This window comes from Magnetospirillum sp. 15-1, assembly GCF_900184795.1.
Classification (GTDB): domain Bacteria; phylum Pseudomonadota; class Alphaproteobacteria; order Rhodospirillales; family Magnetospirillaceae; genus Phaeospirillum.
Window position 1 is genome coordinate 326,503 of sequence record NZ_FXXN01000025.1, and the last position, 13,903, is coordinate 340,405.

Below are 13,903 nucleotides of genomic sequence, written 5' to 3' on the forward strand. Positions count from 1 at the left end.
GAACAGCGATTCGTCGCCCGTCTTCCTATGGCTTGCCCCGCTTTCACGGGGCGGGCTACTGCCAGGATCGTTCATGGACCTTTATTGCTCTCCATAGGGGTCGGGAATCCCCAGCGCCGCCAGCAAGGTGGTTTCCAGGGATTCCATCTCGGCGGCTTCCTCGTCGTCCATGTGATCATAGCCCAACAGATGCAGGACGCCATGGACAACAAGATGACCGAAATGATCGGCCAGCGGTTTGCCCTGATCCCTGGCTTCGGCGGCGCAGGTCTCGAAGGCCAGGATCACGTCGCCCAGCAGCAGCGGCGCGCCCTCCACCACCGGGGCGTCCTCGTCGTCCATGGAGGCGAAGGACAGCACGTTGGTGGGCGTGTCCTTGCCGCGCCAGTCGCGGTTGAGGCCCTGCACGGTGGCATCGTCGGCCAGCACGATGGACAGTTCGACGATTCCCTCGGGCAGGTCGACGGCGCCCAGCGCCGTGGCGGCCAGACGGCCGCAGCGGGCCTCGGCGTCTGGCAATGCCTCGGTCCAGGCCGGGCATTGGATGTCGACGGCGATGTCGATGGTGACGGTCATTTGTCCTTGGTCTTTCCCTTGGCTTCGCGGTCGGCCTTATCGTAGGCGCGGACGATGCGGGTCACCAGATCGTGGCGCACCACGTCCTTGTCGGTGAAGCGGACGAAGCGCACGCCTTCCATGCCGTCCAGGATGTGGATGGCGTCCAGCAGGCCCGAACGCACGCCGGACGGCAGATCGGTCTGGCTGACGTCGCCGGTGACCACCATGCGGGAATGCTCGCCCATGCGGGTCAGGAACATGCGCATCTGCATGGCGGTGGTGTTCTGGGCCTCGTCCAGGATGATGAAGGAATTGGCCAGCGTCCGGCCGCGCATGAAGGCCAGCGGCGCCACCTCGATCTCGCCGGCCAGCAGCTTCTTGGCCACCTGATCGCCGGGCAGCATGTCGTACAGCGCGTCGTAGAGCGGCCGCAGGTAGGGATCGACCTTGTCCTTGAGGTCGCCGGGCAGAAACCCCAGGCGCTCGCCCGCTTCCACCGCCGGGCGGGACAAGATGATGCGGTCCACCTCGCCCGCCACCATCATGGATACCGCCTTGGCCACCGCCAGATAGGTCTTGCCGGTACCGGCCGGACCCAGGCCGAAGGTCAGCGGCACCTCGCCGAGCGCCCGGATGTACTCGGCCTGGGTGGGGGTGCGCGCCGCGATGTGGCGCTTCCTGGTGCGGATGACCAGATCGCCGGCCGCGTCCTCGTGACCCCGTGGGAGCTTGGCCATGCGCACCGCCGAATCCACGTCGGCGGTCTCCAGGTGGCCCTGGCGCTTGGCCGAGGCGTAGAGGCTGTCGAGGATGCGGGCCGTCTCGGCGGTGGCTTCCGGGGTGCCCGAGATAGTCACCGTGTTGCCGCGCACGTCAAGCGCCACGCCCAGATGGCCTTCGATGCGGTCGAGATTGGCGTTGTGGGGGCCGAACAGCACCTGGGCCAGGGCGTTGTCGGGAAACTCGCGGACGAGGGAGGTTTCGCCGGGGGGTGTATCGCCAGGGCTCACGCGGGTATGGCCTCCAGGCTGTTGGGATGCACCTTGGTGATGCGCAACGGAACCACGGTGCCGATCAGATGGGCGGCGGCCTTGACGTGGACCGGCTGCATATAGGGCGAGCGGCCCAGCAACTGGCCGGCATGGCGGCCGGGCCGGTCGAGCAGGACACGCATCTCGCGCCCGACGCAGGCATGGTTGAAGCGGGTGGTCTGCTCCAGCAACAGGGCCTGCAGGGCGGCCAGGCGCTCTTCCTTCACCTTTTCCGGAATCTGCCGCTCCATGGCGGCGGCCGGGGTGCCGGGGCGCGAGCTGTACTTGAAGGAATAGGTCTGGACGAAGCCCACCTCGCGCACCAGCGACATGCTGTCCTCGAAATCGGCGTCGCTCTCGCCGGGGAAGCCGACGATGAAGTCCGACGACAGGGCCAGATCGGGACAGGCCGTCTTCAGCTTGTCCACCAGCCGCAGATAGGTGGCGCGGTCGTGACCGCGGTTCATGGCGGCCAGGATGCGGTCCGAGCCCGACTGCACCGGCAGATGCAGGAACGGCATGAGCTGGGGCAGCTCGGCATGGGCGGAGATCAGCTCGTCATCCATGTCGCGGGGATGGGACGTGGTGTAGCGGATGCGCTCTACGCCCTCGACGTCGGCCAGTTCGCGGATCAGCCGTCCCAGGCTCCAGCCGTCCCCGCCGTGCCAGCCGTTGACGTTCTGGCCCAAAAGGGTGATCTCGCGCACGCCGCCGGCCGCCAGCTTGGCCGCCTCGGCCAGCACGGCGGAGGCCGGGCGGGAATATTCGGCGCCGCGGGTATAGGGCACCACGCAGAAGGTGCAGAACTTGTCGCAGCCCTCCTGCACCGACAGGAAGGCGCTGGTGCCCTCGGCATGGGGTTCGGGCAGGAAGTCGAACTTGGGTTCCGGCGGGAACTCGGTATCGAGCACGGCGCCGCCGGCCCGGGACGCCTGGGCCACCATCTCGGGCAGGCGGTGATAGGTCTGCGGCCCCAGCACGATATCGACGAAGGGCGCGCGGCGCAGGATCTCCTCGCCCTCGGCCTGGGCGACGCAGCCGGCCACCGCCAGGATCATCCGTCCGCCGGCCTCGGCCTTGGCGGCCTGCAGCTTCCTGAGGCGGCCCAGTTCCGAGAACACCTTCTCGGCGGCCTTCTCGCGGATGTGGCAGGTGTTGAGGATGACCATGTCGGCATCCTCGGCCTGATCGGCGGCGCAATAACCCAGCGGCGCCAGGACGTCCGCCATGCGGGCGGAGTCATAGACGTTCATCTGGCAGCCGTAGGTTTTGACGAAAAGTCTCTTGGCCAATGTCTTACGCGTCCGGAAAAGTCATGGTTAGGGACCGGGGCCGCCCGAGTCAAGAATTCGCCGCCGGCCGCCCGGCCAGCATGCGGGTCAGACCGTGGCTGATCACCTTGTGGCAATGGGCCGACAGCCCCTTGCGCGAGCCGAATTGGGCGACGGTGACCGGCGGATGAAACTCCACCTCGACGGTGATGCGGCCCATGCCCAGCGCCCCGATCAGGTGGCCGGCCAGGGTCATGTCGCCGTACCAGGCGAGATGGGGGCGCAGCGCCCGGGTGATGGGCAGGCCGTCCAGCCTGGTATAGGCCACCGAGACCGGCTGCACCAAGACGGCGTGCGGCATGCCGTCGGCGCCGCGCACCTCGCCCTCGGCCACCGAGAAGAACGAGCTTTTGAACGGCATCACCTGATTGCCGTCGTTGGAGGTGCCCTCGGCGAACAGGATCAGCGACTCGCCCAGGTCGAAGCGGGTCAGCAGGCCGTTGCGCTCGCGCGCCGTGGCGCCGCGGCTGCGCTCGATGAACACGGTGCGCGAGATGCGCGCCAGGAAGCCGAAACCGGCCCAGCCCGCCACCTCGCTCTTGGCGACGAAATAGCCGTGCAGCAGGCTGCCCAGCACGATGATGTCGAGATAGGAGGCGTGGTTGGCGACGTAGAGGACCGGCGAGCCGTTCTCCAGCGGGCGGCCGTGCACCACCACGTCATAGCCGATGATCGCCACCACGCCCCGCCAGTAGAAGCGGGTGTAGTCGGGGATGCGGGGCCGCGCTGCCAGGCGCAGCGCCAGGAAAGGCAGCAACAGGAGCAGGGTCCACAGCACGAAGCCGAGGAAGCGCAGGATGGCGACGGGAACGGAGATCATCGATGCTTATTCCTCGGACCAGCCGGGAATGGTGCGGTCGTAATGGGCCCGGTATTTGGCGGTGACCAGGTCGGTCTTGACCATGACGCAAACATCGGTGGTGTTGAACTGGTGGTCGATCACCGCGCCGTCGCCGACGAAGCCGCCGAGCCGCAGGTAACCCTTGATCAGCGGCGGCAGCTCGGCCATGGCCCGGCGGGGGACCAGCGCGTCCTTGGGCAGCAGCGCCATGTCCACCCGCAGATGGGGCAGGGCGCGCGGCCGCAGGGCCTCGGGCGCCAGATGGTGGTGGTAGAGATAGGACAGGTGGCCGGCCAGGGCCTGGACGTCGGTGCCGGGCAGACTGGCGCAGCCGAACATCAGCTCCACCCCGTTTTCGAAGACATAGGCGGCGATGCCGTCCCACAGCTTCTTCATGGTGCCGCCGTTGCGGTAGCCGGCATCGACGCATGACCGGCCCAGTTCCATGAAGCGGCCGCCATTGGCCAGGATGTTGGTGATGTCGTATTCGCCGGCGGTGTAGAAGCGGCCGAACGCCTCGCCGGGGGCGCGGCGCATCAGGCGGTAGGTGCCGACCACGCCGGCCGCGCCCGACCCTCGGGCCCGATCGATGACCAGCAGGTGATCGCAGACGGAATCGAAATCGTCGAAATCGGCCAGGCGCGCGCGCATGGCGTCCGAGGGCCTGGCACCCATTTCCTGATAGAAGACGCGATAGCGCAATGCCTGGGCGGCGGCCACTTCGGCCGCGCTTTCGGCAAGCCGGACCTCAAGCCCGTCGGCGACCTCGCGCGTCTCGGACACGGATTGCATGACCCCTCTGGTTCCGTCGCTGCGGTGCTGGTTCGACCGCAAAGCTTATTTCTCTTCCGGTTTATCACCGGAAGTCAACGGAACGCCATAAAGTTCAAGGCGATGCCCCACCAGACGATAGCCATAGCGCCGGGCGATCTCGCGCTGCAGGGCCTCGATCTCGGTGCTGGTGAACTCGATCACCCGGCCCGATTGCATGTCGATCAGATGATCGTGGTGGTCACCCGCCGATTCCTCGTACCGGGCGCGGCCATCGCCGAAGTCATGGCGTTCCAGGATGTCGGCTTCCTCGAACAGCCGTACCGTACGGTAGACGGTGGCGATGGAGATATGGGGATCGATCGCCGTGGAGCGGCGATAGACCTCCTCCACATCCGGATGGTCGGAGGAGTCCGAGAGGACGCGCGCGATGACCCGACGCTGGTCGGTCATCTTCATGCCCTTGTCGATGCAGCGTTGCTCGATGCGTGAAACCATTGCCGCGATCCGGTTGCCGACGGGTCCAGCGACGAACGGGGCGCCAAAGGCACCCCGTCGGGCCGGGATTCCGGGATCATGCCCGGAAGTCCCTCGGTTGTCGAGAAGGCAGGTCCCTGCCGGAAAGACAGGAAGGCCCTAGGGGGTCCGCTTACGCTTGCGCGGCTTGGTGCCCAGGCCGATCTTCTTGGCCAGGCTGGAGCGGTGCTGGGCGTAATTGGGGGCCACCATGGGATAGTCGGCGGGCAGGCCCCAACGGTCGCGATATTCCTCGGGGCTCATGTTGTAGGCGGTCTTGAGGTGGCGCTTCAGCATCTTCAGCTTCTTGCCGTCCTCGAGGCAGATGATGTAGTCGGGGGTGACCGACTTCTTCACGTTCACGGCGGGCTGAGGCCGCTCGGGTGCCGCAGGAGTGCTGCCGACCGAGGCCAAGGTGCGGTAGACTTCCTGAATCAGGTGAGGAAGATCGGCAACCGCCACGCTGTTATTGGCGACATGCGCAGCCACGATTTCCGTGGTCAGGCCCAGCAGGTCGCCGCTGTTCGAACGCTCCGACATAGAGAGCAGCCCTCCAAATTCATTCAGTGGCGCTTTATATAATTCCTCCGAACAAACCTGGCAATAACCATTACGACAAATGAAAGTGACACAATTCGCATGACTGAGAAGCCGAACTACAGCCTTGACATCACCAACGAAGTCTGTCCGATGACCTTCGTGAAAACCAAGTTACTGGTAGAGCGGATGGCTTCGGGAGAGACCGTGGAAGTACGGTTGAAAGGTGCGGAACCATTGGGAAATGTGCCGCGCTCCCTTGCCGAACTGGGACATGAAATCCTGTCGCTCGCGCCCGAACCCGGCGAAGGGTCGACCGGGGTTCATCGCCTTGTCGTTTGCAAGAAATAAACCTGATGATAGCCCGTGGATATTGGTGCCGGTCAGGGCACGACTGAAGTCTGGTCCAGTTTGCAACTCATCGTGACACCGTCAACGCCTCCGTAATAGCCCTTACGTAGCCCAACGGTCTCGAATCCTTTGGAGCGATAGAGGGCGATGGCGGCGTGGTTGTCGGCGGCGGCCTCGAGGAACATGGTCAGCGCTCCGCCCTTGGCCGCCGAATCCATGGCGGCTTCCAGCAGGCGGAGGCCGACCTTCCTGCGGCGCCAGGGGGGCAGCACGGCGATGGTCAGAATCTCCGCCTCGTCGAAGATGCGTCGCCACAGCACCAGCCCGGCCGGTCCCGGCGGCTCGGCGGCGGGCACCAGGGAACCGCCATCCACGGCGATCAGCCCCTCGGCCCCGGCCAGGGCCAGCACCTCGGCCATGGAGGTGGGGCTCCACGGCTCGGCGAAGCAGATATGGTGCATGCCGGCCAGCAGTTCGGCGTGGACCAGCCCGGCGGGGATCAGGTCGATCACGCCAATTTTCCCGACCCGATCTTTCCCGCCATGGTCTTTCCCGGCATGGTGACGTCGGCGTCGCGGAGGTAAAGGGGTTCCGGCGGCAGGGATTGGCCCCGGCTCCACTGGCCGGCCGCCAGTTCGGCCACCAGGGCGGCATCGGGATAGCCCGGCGAGGTGGCCTGGATCGCGCCTTGCAGATGCGGCAGGACCAGGGCCGCCGCGTCGCCGGCCACCACCAGCGGACCGGCGACCAGTTCGCCCGCCTGTTCGGGCCGCAGGGCGCGGATGGGCGACAGCGGGTTCAAGGCGGCATCGAACGATTGCAGCCACAACTCGTCACGCCGGGAATCGATGGCGACCAGCACGGCCCGTCCCCGGCGTTCGTCGTCCGGCACGCCCGCCGCCACCGCCACCGTCGTCGCCACCCCGGCCAGGGGCAGGCCGCTGGCCAGCGCCAGGCCGCGTGCCGCCGCCAGACCGATGCGCAGGCCGGTAAAGGCGCCGGGTCCCACCGTCACCGCCAGCAGGCCGAGATCGGCGAAAGCCAGCCCGGCCTCCGCCATCACCTCGGCGACCATGGGCATCAGCACCTCGCTCTGGCCGCGCGCCATGGGCGACAGGCGCCGGGCCAGAACCTTGCCGCCGGCCCACAGGGCGGCGGAGCAGGCGGAGGTCGAGCTATCCATGGCGAGAATGATCATGGGGCCGCTATACTTCAATCTTGTTCCGGTGACCGTTCCGATCACCGGAGCCCTCAGGCGCCGGGCGGGCGCGAGCACCCTTGGCTCCCGCGGCACAAGCCGCGCGGCCCCTTGGGCCTGCCCATGTTTCGAAGGCTTCGAAACATGGTATTACCCGCCACCGGACATGATTGAAAGCAGGAAGATGAACCCGCTGGTTTCCGTCACCGCCGCAGAGTACGGAGTCGAGATTCTGCTGGCCTACGCCACCTCGGATAATTTCACGCGAAAGCCGGTCTACGCGCCCACCGCCGGCTGCTGGCTGCATGCCGAGGCGGCGCCGCTGTTGCGAAAGGCCGCCGAACTGGCCCGGCCGCTGGGCCTCTCCTTGCGCATCCTCGACGCCTTCCGCCCGGCCGAGGCGCAATGGGCGCTGTGGGCTCATACTCCCGATCCCGAATTCCTCGCCGACCCGCGCCGGGGTTCGACCCATTCGCGCGGCGTGGCGGTGGATCTGGATCTGCTGGACGCGGCCAGCGGCGCGGCGCTGGACATGGGCACCGCCTTCGACGCCTTCACGCCGCTGTCCCATCACGCGGTCACCGCCGTCTCGGCCGAGGCGCAGCGCAACCGTCTGCTGCTGCTGGGGCTGATGAACGCGGCGGGGTGGGATTTCTATGGCAACGAGTGGTGGCACTACCAGATGCACGACGCCGCCCGCTTTCCCCTGCTGTCCGATACGGTGCTGGGGGTGGAGCGGATGATGGGGTGAGGTGCGGCCCCCCGGGGCGGCCGCCCGATTTATTGCCACAGCCACCCGTCATCCAGCGCCATCCACGACGGACAGCCGATCTGGATCAAGGTGCGTTTGAGGTCGGCGGCCAGCAGGTCGGCGGCCCGTGCCGTCCCCGCTTCGCCGGCCGCCGCCGCGCCGTAATAGAAGGCCCGGCCGCAGAACACGAAATCGGCCCCCATGGCACCGGCGCGGACCACGTCCTCGCCCGAGCGGATGCCGCCGTCCATGACCACCACCGCCTCGTTGCCCAGGGCGGCGCGGATGGCGGCCAGGGAGTCGATGGCGGCGGGGGCGGCATCCAACTGGCGGCCGCCGTGGTTGGAGACCCAGATGCCGTCGGCGCCCACGCTCAGGGCGGTCCTGGCATCGGCGGCGGTCATGATGCCCTTGATCAGCATGCGGCCCTGCCACAGGTCGCGCAGGGCACGCACGTCGTCCCAGGTGAGGTCGTCCTTGATCTGCGACGAGATGAAGCCGGCCAGGGTCTTGCCGTCCACCTCGCCCACATAGCGGGCCAGATTGGGAAAGCCCGGCGAGCCGGCCCCGAGCGTGGCCAGCGCCCAAAGCGGCGCCATGGCCACCTGGAGGGCGAAGCGCGGTCCCGGCTTGAACGGCAGGATGAAGCGGTTGCGCACGTCGCGGCGGCGGTCGCCGGCCACCGGCACGTCGACGGTGATCACCAGTTCGCGGATGCCCGCCGCCCAGGCCCGTGCCAGCAGGTCGCGGTTGATGCGGTCCTCGCGCGAGACGTAGAGCTGGAACCAGGCGTTGCCTCCGGCCGCCTCGGCGATGGCTTCCAGGGTGGTGGTGGCGACGGTGGAGGCCACCACGGGAAAACCCAGCCGGGCGGCTTGGCGCGCCACCATCAGATCGGCACCCGGCCACAGCAGGTTGCCCATGCCCACCGGGGCGGCGCCGAAGGGCAGGCAATAGTCGCGGCCGAACAGGGTGGCCCTGGTTTCGGGCTTGGTCCCGGCGCAGACCTTGGGCGCCAGCATCACCGCCTCCAGCCGCCGGCGGTTGCGGCCGAGGCCGCCCTCCTCGCCCGAGCCGCCGTCCAGGAAGCCGAAGGCGAAACCCGGCAGCCGCCACCACGCCCGCCGGGCCAGATCGCCGATGCTCGCCGCGTCGCTCATGCCCGGCTCCCTTTTCCGTCAGATGCAGTAATCGTCGGCCGGCGCCCGGGGCAGCCGCACCGAAAGCTCGCCGCCCAGCACCTCGGCCAGATTGCGCAGATCGCTCAGGATGTCGAGCACCACCGTCTCGGCACCGCCGCCCAGCAGCACGCCGCGTTCCAGTCCCGCGCCGCGCAGTTCCAGGCCGGAACGGCCGATCTGGTCGATGGCCTCCTGGGGCTGGGCGCCGGGCGTGTCCACCGCATAGGTGACCATGTAGGGCAGCCCCAGCGTGTCGAGCAGAATGGCGGCGTCCATGGCGTAGCCGGGGCCGCGTGGATCGTCGGGCGGCGGATCGATGAACACGAAGTGGGGCCGGGGCTCCATGGCGAGGCGGTTGCGCAGGAACAAGAACCAGTCATGGCTCCAGAACCGTACCCAGCCACCCTCGCGGCTGGCCTTGGCCGCCGTGATGGCGGCCGGGTCCAGGTCGTTGACATCGGCCTCGAAGGCCAGGCCGCCCAGCGCCGCGATCAGCCGTCCGGCCAGCACCCACGAGCCGGGATGGACGTCTCCGGCCCCTACGGCGGCGGCCCAGGCCGAGGATGCCAGGGCCTTGCGCGCCACGGGCAGCAGGGCGGGAACCGGCAGCCCGCCGCCGCCGGCATGGGTGTCGGCATAGGAGAAGCGGATTTCCTCTCCCTCCTCGCCGTCGCGCTCCAGCACCCGCCGGGCGGCGCGGGTCAGCGCCGCCCCCAGGATGAACTGGTTCCAGATGATGTCCGTTCCGCCCGAATCCATTCCCCTATCCAAGCCGTCTTTTGCGGCGCAGTAAAGTATGGATCAGGGCGGGGATGGCTACAGGCGTGCCGTTCGTTGCCACCGACATGCCCACCGCCGACCGGTTCATGCTCCATATCTTCGCCGCCATGGCTGAGGAGGAAGCCCGCCGGATCGGCCAACGCACCAGGGATGCCCTTGCCGCCGCCAAGGCGCGTGGCACGGTACTGGGGGCCTACAGTACGGTGCTGGCCGCCCGCAACATCGCGGTGGCGGAGGGGTTCGCCCGCCGGGTCGAACCCGAGGTGCGGGCGGTCCAGGCGGATGGGTTCCAGTCGCTCCGCTCCATGGCCCAGGAACTGAACCGCCGGGCAGTGCCCACCGCCAACGGCGGCCAATGGCATGCCCTCACCGTGCGTCGGGTACTGGAGCGGCTGCCGAAGGTTGAGGACGGCTGATGCGAAAGCGTACCCTTAACAGCACTTATTCGACGCTCCATGCAACCGTACAGCCACCCGGCCCACGCCATTATCAGGTAGCGCGCAACACGCGCTCTGCCTGCATGAGGTGATGCCTGACCCAAAGGTCCCTAGTATCCCACCGTGGGAACCCTGCCTGCCACGGCTGCAAGGCCCGCATCACTTGGACAGGTTCTTGCCGACCCGCCTCCAGGTCAGCGACGAGCCCCTCGTAGAAGCGGCGCCCCCCTTCCTCCAGGTTGCTGTCCGTTGGGCGCACCACGGCCTGCCCACCCGAAAGGCGGATATGGTAGCCCAGCAGATCGAAGCCCTCACTGCACTTCCGGACTTCACTACGCCCAAGCCCCAGCCGACCGGCAGCGTGCTCGGAAAGAGCACGCCCCAGGGCAACCTCAACCGTACACGCCTCCCTCCTGGTTCTAGCGAAGACAGCAAAGTCGTCGCGGTAGGCGAATGTCCGCACGCCCACAGGGAGCGCATCGGCCAAGTCGGCGAACAGAGCGCTCGCAACCAGATTGGAGGCTGCCGATCCCTGGGGGAGACCTACCGGTCGGCACTGGGGGGCATGTGCTCGTAGGCACATAGGGAATGGAGTATCGGAAGAGGACGAGATGGATCAGTGTTACAGGTCAACGGACGTTGACCGATAACACAAGCATCGCAAGCAGTTATGGGTGTGTGAAGAGGATCAATGATGCCCGGCACAGCTGGACGCCGTGCTAGGCTAGTTCATAGTACTACTACGCAAAGCTACGCTTATATAGTAGTACGCTACGGATCAATAGGCGCTGCGGGTAAAGGCCAGACATCCCATTCACCGGGGAGACCATGAGGATAGGTCTGGTCAAACGGGAGCGTCTGGCTCTCCGGATCGTCAGAGAGCAGTGTGAACCACCGTCCCGACTGCCCATGGCGGCGCACGACCCGCAACCATCGCGCCGGGTCGCGGAACCGGGCGTGCAAGGCGGCGTGGCAGGATTTGCACACCCCATAGAACTCCAGCGGGTGCCGGTAATCCTCCAGATGAAGGAAGAGGTAGCCGCGCCCGGTCGGGTCGGAGGGATCGGAGAAGCCACAGATGGAGCAACGCTCCGGGCGAACGATCAGCCCCCGCCGCAGGGCATCGCGCTGGATCGGGTTCGTCGCCACCCGCTCCTCATGTGAGAAGCCATTGTACGGCGGGAGGATATAGGCCGGCATGGATCGACTACCGGCCGCCGCCCATGACTAGGGCATCGACCACGTCACGGCCATGCTCGCGCACCATGGTCATGCACTGATCGGTGGTCAGGCCGGGAACCCGCAATTGCGCTCGCATACACGTCCGCACATTCGCCTGACGGGTCTCTTGCGCGGCAACCATGAGGGCGACGATCCCGGCGAGAAGGATGCCTCCCACGATAACGACCTTACGCAGGCTCCGGTCGGCGCGGACTTGTGGCGAGGGAGGCATGTCGCGGCCACAGAAGCGGCAGACCTTGGCCTCGTCCTTGATCTCCTCGGCGCAGTGCGGGCACTTCATGACGGCTTCCCCGCCTGTCGGCACTTCACCACGGCGTCCACCAGCACGAGGCTGGGGTTCTCCGGATACAGGCGATGGATGGTGACGGTATCGTAGCCGGCCGGGCATAGGCGCTGCGAGATCATGTAGTCGCGCACCACGTCGGCCTCGGTCACCTTGCCGGCCTGGAAGGCACCGGAGTTGGTGCGGATCGAATAGCCCTCGCCCCCATCGGGGAAGGCAATCAGGTATCGGCCCTCCGAGCCGGTACACGCCGTCAAGGCCATCGCCATGCCGACGATCACGAACCAATATTTCATGTTTCCCCCAGATCAGGCAGATGTGATTGCAGGTGGCCGGCGACCTCGGCCAGTTGGTCCACCACGGCGGCGACCACGCCCGGCCATTCCCGGCCGATGGGCACGGACAGCGGCACCCAGGGGTAGCCATCGTCCTCGATCAGGCGGGGCGGGTTCTCCAGCCGCAGCTTGCCGAGGGCTTGGCGGGCGGCCTCGCGCGGCACCTGCTGGTCGCCGTCGATCCGCAGCCACAGGGGCGTGGAGCGGAAGCGTGCCCAGCGGGCGCAATCGAAGGTGAGAAACACCAGGGTATCACCCAGGCGGAGATACCGGCCGCAATAGCCGAGGCCGGTGCCCTGGCGCAGCCCGCCCTTGGTCGAGCACAGGCCCGTCGCGATGGCCTTCTCGCCGGCCTCAAGGGCAAGCTGGGCGAACTGGACGTGCCTGCGCGGTATTTCGACCGAGGTCACCTCCTCGGAGCGCAGCGGCAGGAATGCCTCGGTGTCCATCTGGTCGCACAGGCCGGCAAGCTGGCGAGCGTCGGCGGCGATGTCGGCCTCGCCCTCGTTTTCCAGCACCCGGATGACTTCGGCCAGGACCGTCCGCCAACTCAGCAGCATCAGTGTGCGGCCCTTGGGCAGGGAAGCGGTCCATAGCTCCGCTGTGGCCTCGCTCGTCGGCCCGACGCCATGGCCGGCGGCCTGACACCGGCCGACCAGTTCCGGCCACAAGGTGGTGAAGCGGGCGGCCGGGGCGACGAAGGCCAGGACGGCTGGCGCCTCCTCGGGTAGGCGACCGAGATAGGCCACCGGCTGGTTGGCGGTCAGCCCGGCCCAGAACTTCGCTTCGATCACCACCACCGTGCCACGCTTGGCCGAGCGGCCTTCGATGTCGGGCCGCGCCTGATCTCCACCCCCGACCTGGGTCTGGAACGCGATATCGGCCGGCAGCATAGCCCCGCCCTCGGCCAGCAGGCGCAGCAACGCCCTGGTCGCTACCCGTGACCGCCCGACGACGTAATTCAAAGCCTCTGTCGCGAGGTTCTCGGGGGAGGAGGCGAACTTGGTAGCGAGGAAACCGAACAGGGACATGGCGTAGTACAAAGCCTATTATTTAGAATTTATACGTAGTGCACCTTCGTTATCGGGTGTGCCGTGCAACCGGTTGCAAATTGGCTTTACGGCCGGTGTCGTAGGCGCTCTACGAAATGTAGCAACGATACAGAAGGTGCGGGCTGTTCTCAACCGGTCGTGTCGCAATGAAACTGCGATATGTCTCTGAAAAAACGTGTTGCCGCCCGTATCCGGACCCTGCGCGAGCGCCGTGGCCTAACCCAGGAACGGCTCGGCGAGCTTATTGACCGTTCGTCGGACGCCGTGAGCCAGTTGGAGCGAGGTATCAGCCTGCCCAGCTTCACCACCCTGGAACGGCTATCCGAGGTGTTGGGCTGCCCCATCCGGGACTTCTTTGACTTCGGTGATGAGGAGACCACGTCGAAGCGGGCGGCCGTGATGGCTGCATTGGTGGATGCCGCCCGTTCGCTTGGCGACGACGACCTGGAAGTGGCCGCCCATCAAATCGAGGCATTGGCAGCCAGGAGCAAAAGAACGCCAAAGACGGTAAGCCTCGCATCAGCAAGGGAGCCCTGGCCCTTGCAGGCCAGCGGTTCCGCCAGGGCGGGGAGGATTGCCGCCACCAGGGCGATAACAGCCAATACGGGAATGAATATCTTACGGCTAAGCATAAGCGAACCTCATGCTGCGGTTGATATCCATGGAAGTTGCCGAATTGCTGAGCAATTTGCAATTTAAACAAGTTGT

19 protein-coding genes are annotated in these 13,903 nt (G+C 66.8%); 4 read left to right on the forward strand and 15 right to left on the reverse strand.

Features of this window, described 5'->3' with window-relative positions; translation table 11 throughout:
- Nucleotides 1-81: 81 nt before the first annotated feature.
- The 7 genes from ybeY to CP958_RS14530 form a co-directional block, all read right to left on the reverse strand.
- Nucleotides 82-576 carry an rRNA maturation RNase YbeY gene (gene ybeY, locus CP958_RS14500; RefSeq protein ID WP_096702685.1) on the reverse strand — a complete coding sequence of 165 codons (495 nt, stop codon included), beginning with the start codon at nt 574-576 and terminating at the stop codon, nt 82-84.
- Nucleotides 573-1,568 carry a PhoH family protein gene (locus CP958_RS14505; RefSeq protein WP_096702687.1) on the reverse strand — a complete coding sequence of 332 codons (996 nt, stop codon included), beginning with the start codon at nt 1,566-1,568 and terminating at the stop codon, nt 573-575. Before CP958_RS14505 ends, ybeY begins: the two co-directional genes overlap by 4 nt.
- Entirely contained in the window at nt 1,565-2,881 is a 1,317-nt protein-coding gene (gene miaB, locus CP958_RS14510; protein ID WP_096702689.1) for a tRNA (N6-isopentenyl adenosine(37)-C2)-methylthiotransferase MiaB, read from the reverse strand. Before miaB ends, CP958_RS14505 begins: the two co-directional genes overlap by 4 nt.
- Nucleotides 2,882-2,930: 49 nt before the next feature.
- A complete protein-coding gene (locus CP958_RS14515) occupies nt 2,931-3,740 on the reverse strand; it encodes a lysophospholipid acyltransferase family protein (protein ID WP_096702691.1) in 810 nt (269 codons plus the stop codon).
- Nucleotides 3,741-3,746: 6 nt separating this feature from the next.
- Complete coding sequence (locus CP958_RS14520; RefSeq protein ID WP_096702693.1) at nt 3,747-4,553, reverse strand: GNAT family N-acyltransferase; 807 nt, start codon at nt 4,551-4,553, stop codon at nt 3,747-3,749.
- 45 nt (nt 4,554-4,598) lie between these two features.
- The gene (locus tag CP958_RS14525; RefSeq protein WP_096702695.1) at nt 4,599-5,030 is read right to left on the reverse strand and encodes a Fur family transcriptional regulator; all 432 of its coding nucleotides are present in this window, start codon (nt 5,028-5,030) and stop codon (nt 4,599-4,601) included.
- Between the two features lie 138 nt (nt 5,031-5,168).
- Nucleotides 5,169-5,588, reverse strand: a complete 420-nt coding sequence (locus CP958_RS14530; RefSeq protein ID WP_096702697.1) for a MucR family transcriptional regulator — start codon at nt 5,586-5,588, stop codon at nt 5,169-5,171.
- Nucleotides 5,589-5,687: 99 nt separating this feature from the next.
- Between CP958_RS14530 and CP958_RS14535 the strand changes: the two genes are divergently transcribed.
- Nucleotides 5,688-5,936 carry a sulfurtransferase TusA family protein gene (locus tag CP958_RS14535; RefSeq protein ID WP_096702699.1) on the forward strand — a complete coding sequence of 83 codons (249 nt, stop codon included), beginning with the start codon at nt 5,688-5,690 and terminating at the stop codon, nt 5,934-5,936.
- A 32-nt stretch (nt 5,937-5,968) separates the two neighbouring features.
- Here the strand turns inward: CP958_RS14535 and CP958_RS14540 are convergent, their stop codons facing one another.
- Together CP958_RS14540 and tsaB are read right to left on the reverse strand one after the other, a co-directional pair.
- Nucleotides 5,969-6,448 carry a GNAT family N-acetyltransferase gene (locus tag CP958_RS14540; RefSeq protein WP_096702701.1) on the reverse strand — a complete coding sequence of 160 codons (480 nt, stop codon included), beginning with the start codon at nt 6,446-6,448 and terminating at the stop codon, nt 5,969-5,971.
- Nucleotides 6,445-7,212: a tRNA (adenosine(37)-N6)-threonylcarbamoyltransferase complex dimerization subunit type 1 TsaB gene (tsaB, locus tag CP958_RS14545; RefSeq protein ID WP_347337842.1), complete on the reverse strand. Its 768-nt coding sequence runs from the start codon at nt 7,210-7,212 to the stop codon at nt 6,445-6,447. Before tsaB ends, CP958_RS14540 begins: the two co-directional genes overlap by 4 nt.
- A 106-nt stretch (nt 7,213-7,318) precedes the next feature.
- Between tsaB and ddpX the strand changes: the two genes are divergently transcribed.
- Complete coding sequence (ddpX, locus tag CP958_RS14550; RefSeq protein ID WP_096703060.1) at nt 7,319-7,885, forward strand: D-alanyl-D-alanine dipeptidase; 567 nt, start codon at nt 7,319-7,321, stop codon at nt 7,883-7,885.
- Between the two features lie 29 nt (nt 7,886-7,914).
- Here the strand turns inward: ddpX and CP958_RS14555 are convergent, their stop codons facing one another.
- Nucleotides 7,915-9,045 (reverse strand): alpha-hydroxy acid oxidase, encoded by a 1,131-nt coding sequence (locus tag CP958_RS14555; protein ID WP_096702705.1) that lies wholly within the window; start codon nt 9,043-9,045, stop codon nt 7,915-7,917.
- A gap of 18 nt (nt 9,046-9,063) precedes the next feature.
- Nucleotides 9,064-9,825 carry a hypothetical protein gene (locus CP958_RS14560; RefSeq protein ID WP_096702707.1) on the reverse strand — a complete coding sequence of 254 codons (762 nt, stop codon included), beginning with the start codon at nt 9,823-9,825 and terminating at the stop codon, nt 9,064-9,066.
- A 65-nt stretch (nt 9,826-9,890) separates the two neighbouring features.
- Between CP958_RS14560 and CP958_RS14565 the strand changes: the two genes are divergently transcribed.
- Nucleotides 9,891-10,262, forward strand: coding sequence for a recombinase family protein (locus CP958_RS14565; RefSeq protein ID WP_170958981.1), 372 nt, complete (start codon nt 9,891-9,893; stop codon nt 10,260-10,262).
- A 792-nt stretch (nt 10,263-11,054) separates the two neighbouring features.
- On the opposite strand, the gene CP958_RS14575 is transcribed toward CP958_RS14565, so the two are convergent.
- The 4 genes from CP958_RS14575 to CP958_RS14590 are packed head-to-tail and all read right to left on the reverse strand — an operon-like array spanning nt 11,055 to nt 13,174.
- Nucleotides 11,055-11,483, reverse strand: coding sequence for a hypothetical protein (locus CP958_RS14575; protein WP_096702713.1), 429 nt, complete (start codon nt 11,481-11,483; stop codon nt 11,055-11,057).
- A gap of 7 nt (nt 11,484-11,490) precedes the next feature.
- Nucleotides 11,491-11,805 carry a zinc ribbon domain-containing protein gene (locus tag CP958_RS14580; RefSeq protein WP_096702714.1) on the reverse strand — a complete coding sequence of 105 codons (315 nt, stop codon included), beginning with the start codon at nt 11,803-11,805 and terminating at the stop codon, nt 11,491-11,493.
- The gene (locus CP958_RS14585) at nt 11,802-12,104 is read right to left on the reverse strand and encodes a hypothetical protein (protein WP_096702716.1); all 303 of its coding nucleotides are present in this window, start codon (nt 12,102-12,104) and stop codon (nt 11,802-11,804) included. Before CP958_RS14585 ends, CP958_RS14580 begins: the two co-directional genes overlap by 4 nt.
- Nucleotides 12,101-13,174 (reverse strand): hypothetical protein, encoded by a 1,074-nt coding sequence (locus CP958_RS14590; RefSeq protein WP_141400531.1) that lies wholly within the window; start codon nt 13,172-13,174, stop codon nt 12,101-12,103. The genes CP958_RS14585 and CP958_RS14590 overlap by 4 nt, the downstream gene beginning before the upstream one ends.
- A gap of 180 nt (nt 13,175-13,354) precedes the next feature.
- Between CP958_RS14590 and CP958_RS14595 the strand changes: the two genes are divergently transcribed.
- Nucleotides 13,355-13,894: a helix-turn-helix domain-containing protein gene (locus CP958_RS14595; RefSeq protein ID WP_096702720.1), complete on the forward strand. Its 540-nt coding sequence runs from the start codon at nt 13,355-13,357 to the stop codon at nt 13,892-13,894.
- Nucleotides 13,895-13,903: the final 9 nt, after the last annotated feature.

Excerpts from the sequence above, each read along its gene's own strand:
- CP958_RS14560 (WP_096702707.1), bottom strand. The coding sequence starts at position 9,825 with ATGGATTCGGGCGGAACGGACATCATCTGGAACCAGTTCATCCTGGGG.
- CP958_RS14590 (WP_141400531.1), bottom strand. The coding sequence starts at position 13,174 with ATGTCCCTGTTCGGTTTCCTCGCTACCAAGTTCGCCTCCTCCCCCGAG.
- CP958_RS14530 (WP_096702697.1), bottom strand. The coding sequence starts at position 5,588 with ATGTCGGAGCGTTCGAACAGCGGCGACCTGCTGGGCCTGACCACGGAA.
- CP958_RS14595 (WP_096702720.1), top strand. The coding sequence starts at position 13,355 with ATGTCTCTGAAAAAACGTGTTGCCGCCCGTATCCGGACCCTGCGCGAG.
- CP958_RS14525 (WP_096702695.1), bottom strand. The coding sequence starts at position 5,030 with ATGGTTTCACGCATCGAGCAACGCTGCATCGACAAGGGCATGAAGATG.
- CP958_RS14575 (WP_096702713.1), bottom strand. The coding sequence starts at position 11,483 with ATGCCGGCCTATATCCTCCCGCCGTACAATGGCTTCTCACATGAGGAG.
- ddpX (WP_096703060.1), top strand. The coding sequence starts at position 7,319 with ATGAACCCGCTGGTTTCCGTCACCGCCGCAGAGTACGGAGTCGAGATT.
- CP958_RS14520 (WP_096702693.1), bottom strand. The coding sequence starts at position 4,553 with ATGCAATCCGTGTCCGAGACGCGCGAGGTCGCCGACGGGCTTGAGGTC.
- CP958_RS14555 (WP_096702705.1), bottom strand. The coding sequence starts at position 9,045 with ATGAGCGACGCGGCGAGCATCGGCGATCTGGCCCGGCGGGCGTGGTGG.
- CP958_RS14580 (WP_096702714.1), bottom strand. The coding sequence starts at position 11,805 with ATGAAGTGCCCGCACTGCGCCGAGGAGATCAAGGACGAGGCCAAGGTC.
- CP958_RS14585 (WP_096702716.1), bottom strand. The coding sequence starts at position 12,104 with ATGAAATATTGGTTCGTGATCGTCGGCATGGCGATGGCCTTGACGGCG.
- CP958_RS14515 (WP_096702691.1), bottom strand. The coding sequence starts at position 3,740 with ATGATCTCCGTTCCCGTCGCCATCCTGCGCTTCCTCGGCTTCGTGCTG.
- CP958_RS14535 (WP_096702699.1), top strand. The coding sequence starts at position 5,688 with ATGACTGAGAAGCCGAACTACAGCCTTGACATCACCAACGAAGTCTGT.
- ybeY (WP_096702685.1), bottom strand. The coding sequence starts at position 576 with ATGACCGTCACCATCGACATCGCCGTCGACATCCAATGCCCGGCCTGG.